The 7,286-nt window shown below is 56.7% G+C and carries 4 protein-coding genes; all 4 read right to left on the reverse strand.

Going from position 1 to position 7,286, the window contains the following annotated elements:
- Positions 1-53: 53 nt before the first annotated feature.
- Entirely contained in the window at positions 54-2,999 is a 2,946-nt protein-coding gene (locus tag B9A24_RS09255) for an Eco57I restriction-modification methylase domain-containing protein (protein ID WP_084444887.1), read from the reverse strand.
- Positions 3,000-3,084: 85 nt separating this feature from the next.
- Positions 3,085-3,249 (reverse strand): LytTR family transcriptional regulator DNA-binding domain-containing protein, encoded by a 165-nt coding sequence (locus B9A24_RS09260; protein ID WP_234997153.1) that lies wholly within the window; start codon positions 3,247-3,249, stop codon positions 3,085-3,087.
- 66 nt (positions 3,250-3,315) lie between these two features.
- Positions 3,316-4,773 carry an amidohydrolase gene (locus B9A24_RS09265; protein WP_084444889.1) on the reverse strand — a complete coding sequence of 486 codons (1,458 nt, stop codon included), beginning with the start codon at positions 4,771-4,773 and terminating at the stop codon, positions 3,316-3,318.
- 449 nt (positions 4,774-5,222) lie between these two features.
- On the reverse strand, positions 5,223-7,286 hold a 2,064-nt coding region (locus B9A24_RS09270), incomplete at its 5' end, for a tetratricopeptide repeat-containing sensor histidine kinase (protein ID WP_143434871.1).

Here is a 7,286-nt window from a genome sequence, read left to right on the forward strand (position 1 = left end):
CCCCAGCTTGTGCTGGGGGGCTTTTTATATGTAAAAATTTGTGCTACAGAGAATTAGTTAGATGGAAAGATAGGGTATTGAGCTTCTGTAAGGCGATGAGAAATAGAAGGGTCTATTACCTGCGCTTCGGCATAATTGAGGCCGTAAAGTAAATACACTAAATGGTCGAGACGCTGGTCGAGGCGGCGGAGGCGGGCTTGCAGCTGGCTTTGCTCGGTGACGAGGCGGGCAGCGCGCATCTGCGGGTGCAGCGTGAGCAGCTGCTTAACTAGGGCTACGACGGCATCGTGACGTTGCTGGTCGGTAGGCTTTTTGAGGTTGAGGGTGGGAATGGGTAGTTGCTCTAAATAGCTTCCCTTTATTTTGGGAAACGTTGTTCTCATATCGTAAAAAGTGTTTGACCAATAATTGCCTAATAATTTAGAGTTTAATATTCCTAATAGGAAATAAGAGGATATTATAATTTTCTCTTTTGCGACAACCATGAACAAAGTATTCAGGCAGGCATAACCCATTTCATCTATTGAGCAAATAGGAACTTTGCCGATTTGACGAATCATGATCTTAGGCTTAGCGAAATGAATAGATTCATCCCAGCATCCTCCTCTCTTTGCCTCTCGATTAAAATAGGCAAGGCGGTTTGCATAATTCGTTTGGTAACGGTCAAAATCCTTTCCAGTATAACAAGGCGTATGGAAAGGAGTAATCAAGTTCTTGTCACTAGTTGTAATAACGTCAGCTAGGAATATTTTTCTGTCGCGAAGCTGCATTCCGAATTTTACAACAAAGCTTTCAGAAAGGGGGGTGGTTGTGACTTTAAACTTGATTTTGACCGTTGAGTTGAGAAGCTTGTCACCAGTAGCAGCAATACTTTTCTGATTTATTGTACTGGAGGAAATGTCATAAAGAGATGAGCCAAGCCAGTTGGAAGATTTTAGCTGGCCTTGATATTGTTTATCCTTGTTTGATAAAATAGTAATCGCAGTATCGACGGAGGCATCTTCAAAGACATGTCCATTTATGATGTTTATTTCTTCGATAAAGGTTTCAGTTAACATGAAATTGCGCAAAGCTAGCTGTCCATTATTGGTGAGGTAGTTACTTGGCGTTATATAAGCTAAAGAGGCTTTTGAGTTTAATAGTCTAACTCCTTTCTGGAAGAAAAGATGATACAGGTCTACTTTATAGGATGCTATATCAAAATGTGAGCGGAAGTATTTTAGAAGTGTTTCATCTCTAAACATATCTTCTAAAAGAACATACGGCGGGTTGCCAATCACGGCATCGAAGCCGCCTTGCTGGAAGACTTCGGCAAATTCCTCGCGCCAGCTAAAAGGCTTCACGGCGCGCTCGGTGCTGGGGACTAAGTCCAGCTCTCCGTCGTAAAAATCGACGTCCACCAAGGAGTTGCCTACCCGTATGTTCTGGTCGATGGTGGGCAGCACCCGCTCCAGGCCCAACGACTGCTGCATACTGGCCGAAGTTTCGCCTTCGAGGCACTTGAGCAGCAAGGAAAGCTTTGTCACTTCCACGGCCTGCTCATCTAGGTCCACACCGTAGAGGTTGTTGAGTAGGATGGTTTTCTTGACGGCGGTGGTCAGGCGGCCGTCGGGGGTGAGGGACTTGCCGCTGCCGGTGGGGCGGGCGGGCTTGCCGGCCTTTTTGGGGTCGCCGGCCGGGGCCAGCGTGGGGGGCATCGCCGCCGTGGGGTGGGCCTGGTAGTAAGCCAAGTGCCAGTCGAGCAGAAACTGATAGGCCCCGAGCAGGAAGGAACCGGAGCCGCAGGCCGGGTCGACGATGCGCAACTTAGCCACCTGCTGAGGGCTGCTGCCCTCGCATAGCTTGCCCACGGTGTTCTTCACGATGTAATCGACGATATAGGCGGGCGTGTAGAACACGCCGCCGGCCTTGCGCACCTCAGGCTTTTCCTCAATGAGGACCGTGCAGTCGGGCTGGAGTTGGATGACCTTGCCGAGGAACCGCTCGTAGGCCGAGCCTAGAATTTCGGCCCCGATGACGGAGAATTCATAAGGCGACTCGGGGTAGTAGAGACCGTCAAGCAGGGGCTTGAGGGTAGCGTTGTCCAGCCGAACTTCGGCGGATAGGGTGTCTTTTTCGAGGTCGAAGAGGCCGGAGTTGTAGCGGGCTGCCGCCGCCCGAAATCGGTCGAGTAGTGAGAGGTAGATGCCATCTTTGGCCTTAATGGCGGCCAGCTTTTTAAGGTCGTCTTCGGGTTCCACGCCCCGGTCCTCGGCAATGCGCAGGAAGATGATGCGGTCAAGCAGCATCTGCACCAAAAATCGGAGTTGTTCGGCGTCCAACTTCCGATTGCGGCTAGCCAGACCCTGAGCCAGGGCGGCCCGCATCTGCTCCAGCGTATCGAGAAAGGCGCGGTCCACGGTTTCCTTGCCGCGCCGATTGGAGCCGGCCGCCACGAATCTATCGAGGTTACCGCGCAACACGCTCTCTTTAGAAAAGGTATCCCAGAGGAAGTCGAACTCCGTGAGGTACTGGTCGAAGGTGAGGTAGTGGATGCGGGCCTTAGATGATTTATCTTTGGAGTTGGGCTGCACGGTGCAGTCGTACACGGCCAACTCCTCAAAGTCGGTGAGCAGGCTCAGGGCCATCTTGGCGTTCCAGCCGTAGCGGCGCACCTGGTAGGCGGGCTGCACGTCGCCTTTGATATCGACGCTGGGTTTTTTGGCTTCGAGGAAAAACAGATTTTGGCCGCCGGGCATCTTGAAGAGGTAGTCGGGGGCTTTGCTGGCTTTGCCCACTAGTACGCGAGCCTCATGGATAACCTCGCAGTAGGCCGGGGAAGCGCCGTTGTCGTTGTTGACGTCCCAGCCTAGGGCCTTGAAAAAGGGGTTTATGTAGTGGACGCGGACTTCGGTTTCGTTGTATTTGCCACGTTTATAATCTGGCAATTGATAAGTGAAATTTTCTACGAGCCGGGCAACTTCTGTGCGGGCTTGCTCTTTGGTAAACTGTTGAAACATGAATTGGATAGGAAGGCTATAAGCACTGAATATTATGCGTCAAGCGCACAAGCTAGGTAGACTTATACCACTAAACAAGTAGGTTTCACACCTTCAGCTGCGGCAGATACGAAGCGCCGACCGGCACGGCGTGGCCGCACACGGTACCCTGATGGCGCTCGAGCTTGTCTATCTTGTCTTTGGCTACCACGAAGGAGCGATGCACCCGCACAAACGTATTCCCAAGGAGCAGGCTTCGACAAGCGGACACTGGAAGTAGCCTGACGGAAACAATGGTTTGCCCAACGCCAAACGCCCTGCAAGGCAGCCGCTACGGCTAGTCGCGGTAGTTGAGGGCGGGCTTCCGGTCGCCGAGCAGGGGCTTGTACACGTAGCTGCCCACGTCCTGCTTGAATTCGGCAGTGGCTTTTTGAAGCAGAACCGGGTCCGTAAACAGGTCGATGGCCGTCAGGGTCATGGTTTTGGCGGCTACCAGCATGCCTTTGCTGCCGATTTCCTGCCCGCTGCAGGTCACTGCTTGCCAGCTGTGGGCGGGAGTGCCCGGAATCCAGGTAGCGGCCATTAGGCCTACGGTAGGCACCGTGAAGCTCACGTCGCCCACATCGGAGCTGCCGCCCCCATCGGTGACGGCGAAGGGCTGCACTTTGGCGGCCTCTTCAATGGGCGGTGCCGGAAAGCCCAGCGAGGCCTGAATCTGTTTGCCGATAGCTACTTCCTGCGGAGTATAGCTCACGCCGCCCACCTGCTCCAGGTTGACCTGCAGCGCCCGCGCCAGGGTTTCGTTGAGGAGCAGCTCGTGGGTGCCACCAATTATTTCGTAGTCCATTGTGGTGCCGGTGCCCAGGGCCGCACCTTCGGCCGCTTTCACCACGCGGGCAAAAGCGTCTTTCACCTCGTCGCGGTTGGGGTGGCGCACATAGTAGTACACCTCGGCAAAGTCGGGCACTACGTTCGGGGCCTTGCCGCCGTTGGTGATAATATAGTGAATGCGCGTTTCCTGGGGCACGTGCTCGCGCATCATGTTCACCATGTTATTCATAGCTTCAACCCCATCCAGGGCGCTGCGCCCCCGCTGGGGCGAGGCCGCGGCGTGGGAGGAAATCCCGTGAAAGCGGAATTTAGCCGAAGTGTTAGCAATGTAGCTGGCCATCATCGACCGGTTCTGGTTGCTTGGGTGCCAGTGCACAGCGGCGTCTACGCCGGCAAACAGGCCGGCCCGCACCAGGTATACCTTGCCGCTGCCGCCTTCCTCGGCCGGGCAGCCAAATACCTTCACGGTGCCTTTGAACTTGCCTTCCTTGATCAGCTTTTTAAGCTCAATGCCCGCCGCCACGCTGGCCGTGCCAAACAGGTTGTGCCCGCACCCGTGGCCCGCGTCGAGGCCGGGTACCGCCTTTTTCTCCGCGCTGGCCTGCTGCGAAAGGCCCGGCAGCGCATCGTACTCGGCCAATATTCCAATAACCGGCTTGCCGCTGCCGTAGGTAGCCACAAAGGCTGTTGGTATGTCGGCCACGCCAGCCTGCACCGCAAAGCCGTTGTCGCGCAGGGTCTTTTGCAGTAGGGCCGAGCTTTTAGTTTCCTTGTAGCCAACCTCGGCAAAGCCCCAGATTTGCTGGGCCACCTTCTGATAGTCGCCGTAGCTCCCTTCTAAATCCTTTATTGCCTGCGTTTTGAAGGCCGTAACGTCGGCTGCTGGCGTGGGCGGCAGGGCGGGGTGAGAGGCCAGCAGGCCGGCGCTCAGCAGGCTTAGCGCAAAGTATCTTTTTAAGTTCATAAGGAAGCAAAGCAGCAACTCCGGCGGCCTGGTTAGTCAGGCTTGACCCGGACGAAAATAGCAGGTTTCCTTCGCTTATGTTTTAAGCAAACGGGTGTTTGAGTGAGAGCGGGTTCTGTGGTATTTACTTTCTTGTCATACCGAGCGGAGCATCTCGTGGGCTGATGTCTGGTTAGCAATTCAGCTAAAACCCCGAAATGCTGCGCTACCGCCCGGCATGAGGGTCTTTCGGGTAGCAACATCAGCCTGCGGGATGCCTCGTTTCCGCTGCCGGAGTGGAGTGTTCCGCAGGCTAAAAACCAGGTTTGCCAATTGCCCCACACCGCACCGTGAGCGGCTGCTTTTAGTCCTTTTGCGCTTTCCGCGACCCTGCTTTCCGGATTACCGCGGCTTGTGAGGGTGTGCGGTATTGGCCACCGGCTTATCTGGTGGCCTCCTGCTCTTGGCCTCTAGCGCATGATGGCCACATCCGGGGCTAACTGCACGTCCGGGGGGCTTTTTTTATAGTTGATACCCTGCGGCAGGTCGATAATAAACTCCGTGAACTCGCCCTCCTGGCTGTCCACGGTGAGCGTGCCGCCGTGGCCATGCGTAATGATGTCGTAGCTCAGGGACAAGCCCAGGCCCGTGCCCTCGCCGGCGGGTTTGGTGGTGAAAAAGGGCTGAAAGATCTTGTCGCGAATCGGGCCCGGAATTCCTAGCCCATTGTCGCGCACGCGAACCTCCACGCGGCGGTTGCGGCGGCGCGTAGACACCTGCACCTCCGGGCAATAATTTTCGGTTTCTACCTTCTGCCGCTGCTGTACGGCATAAAACGCATTATTGAGCAGGTTAATCAACACTCGGCCAAGGGCTTGGGGTACGGCCCGAACGCGGCCCAGGGCCGGATCTAGCTGAGCAGTAATCGTGGCTACAAACTGCGGGTCTTTGGCCCGGATGCTGTGATAGGCCAGGCGCAGGTGCTCGTCGGCCAGCGAGTTCAGGTCGGTCAGCACCCGCTCGCCCCCGATCGTGCGGGCGTGGGCGAGCATATCGCGCACGATGTTGGCTGCCCGGCGTCCGTGCTGGTATATTTTCTCTTGATTTTCCTTTAGCTCGGCGGCGGTGCCGCGCAGGGCGGGCAGGTCGGGCTCGGGCTGGGCGGCTTCGGCCTGCAGCTCGGCGGCCAGCTCGGTGGATACCTCGGCGAAGTTGTTGACGAAGTTCAGCGGGTTCTGAATCTCGTGGGCGATGCCGGCCGTCAGCTCACCCAGCGAGGCTATTTTCTCGCGCTGCACCAGCTGCGCCTGCGTGGCTTTCAGCTGCGATAAGGTAGCGCTCAGCTTGTTGCGCTGGTTGGCAATCTCCGCGTTCTGCACATTAAGCTTGAGGTTGGCCCGCTGCTTATGCCGGAGCATGCGCCACAGCAGCAGCAGCACCGGAATAATACTGGCCAAAGCGGCAATCAGCCAGTGGGAGCGGTGTTCATCATCGGTTTGGGCCTGCTGAATGGCGAGCTCCTGCTGGCGGAGCTGTTCACTTACTTCCAGTGCCTGCACCTGCGCCATCTTGGTTTGACTGAACAGGCTGTCGCGGGTGGTGCTGGCCAGGGTCAGATAGCGAAACGCGCGACCGTTGTCGCGCCGGGCGGCATAGGTGGCCGACAAAAACCGACTGGCCTCCAGCACGCCTTTTGGGTAGTTGCCTTCCTGGGCGGCCGCCAGGGCTTTGTGCGCAAAATAAAGTGTCGAATCGGACCACGGTCCCTGCTCTTTTTTGAACAGCTTGGCCTGCCCCAGGTAAGCCCGGCACAGCGCAAACGTGATGTGCTGGCCCAGCGCCCGCTGAATGCTGCGGCGGTAATAGTGCTTGGCCAGCCGCGGGTTGCCCAGCTGCGCGTAGATGTTGCCCAGCGTCGCCGCGTCGCCTACTTCGCTGATCAGATCATGCTGACTGAGGTCCATGGCGTAGCCCACCTGCAAATAGTGCCGCGCCGAATCCAGCCGGTTTAGCTGGGTATACACGTTGCCGATGTTGCCCATAATGCGGGTCAGCAGCTTCACGTTCCGGCTTTTTTCGGCTACTCTCTTCGCCTTGAAAAAGTAAGCCAGCGCCGGCCGGCTATAGCCCTGCTCCCAGTACAGATACCCCAGCGAATTAAATGCCCGCCCAATCAGCTCCTGGTCGCGCAGCTCTTCCGCGAGCCGTAGCCCCTGCAGTACAACCTGTAGGGCAGCCGGATAATTGCCGGCCTCCCGAAAACCAGAGCTAAGCCGAATCAGTGCCCAGGCCTCGCCGCGCGGGTAGTTCAGCTTCTGGGCCAGCCGCAGGGCCTGCTTGCCGTAATAAATAGTAGCCAGCGGATTGCTTTGCGTGTTTTCGTAGGCTAGCTGCGCCAGCAGCAACACGCGCGCGGTGTCGGGGGGAGCGGCGGCAAGTAGCCGCCGCAAGCTGTCCAGCCTGACGTCCAGCTGAAAGGCCCTGGCCGGGATGCTTAAGCTCACCCCCCACAGTAGCAGCACATAAAACCTTTT

The sequence above is a fragment of the Hymenobacter roseosalivarius DSM 11622 genome (genome assembly GCF_900176135.1).
GTDB lineage: Bacteria > Bacteroidota > Bacteroidia > Cytophagales > Hymenobacteraceae > Hymenobacter > Hymenobacter roseosalivarius.

Coding starts and splice junctions, on each gene's coding strand:
- B9A24_RS09255 (WP_084444887.1), bottom strand. CDS start 2,999: ATGTTTCAACAGTTTACCAAAGAGCAAGCCCGCACAGAAGTTGCCCGG.
- B9A24_RS09265 (WP_084444889.1), bottom strand. CDS start 4,773: ATGAACTTAAAAAGATACTTTGCGCTAAGCCTGCTGAGCGCCGGCCTG.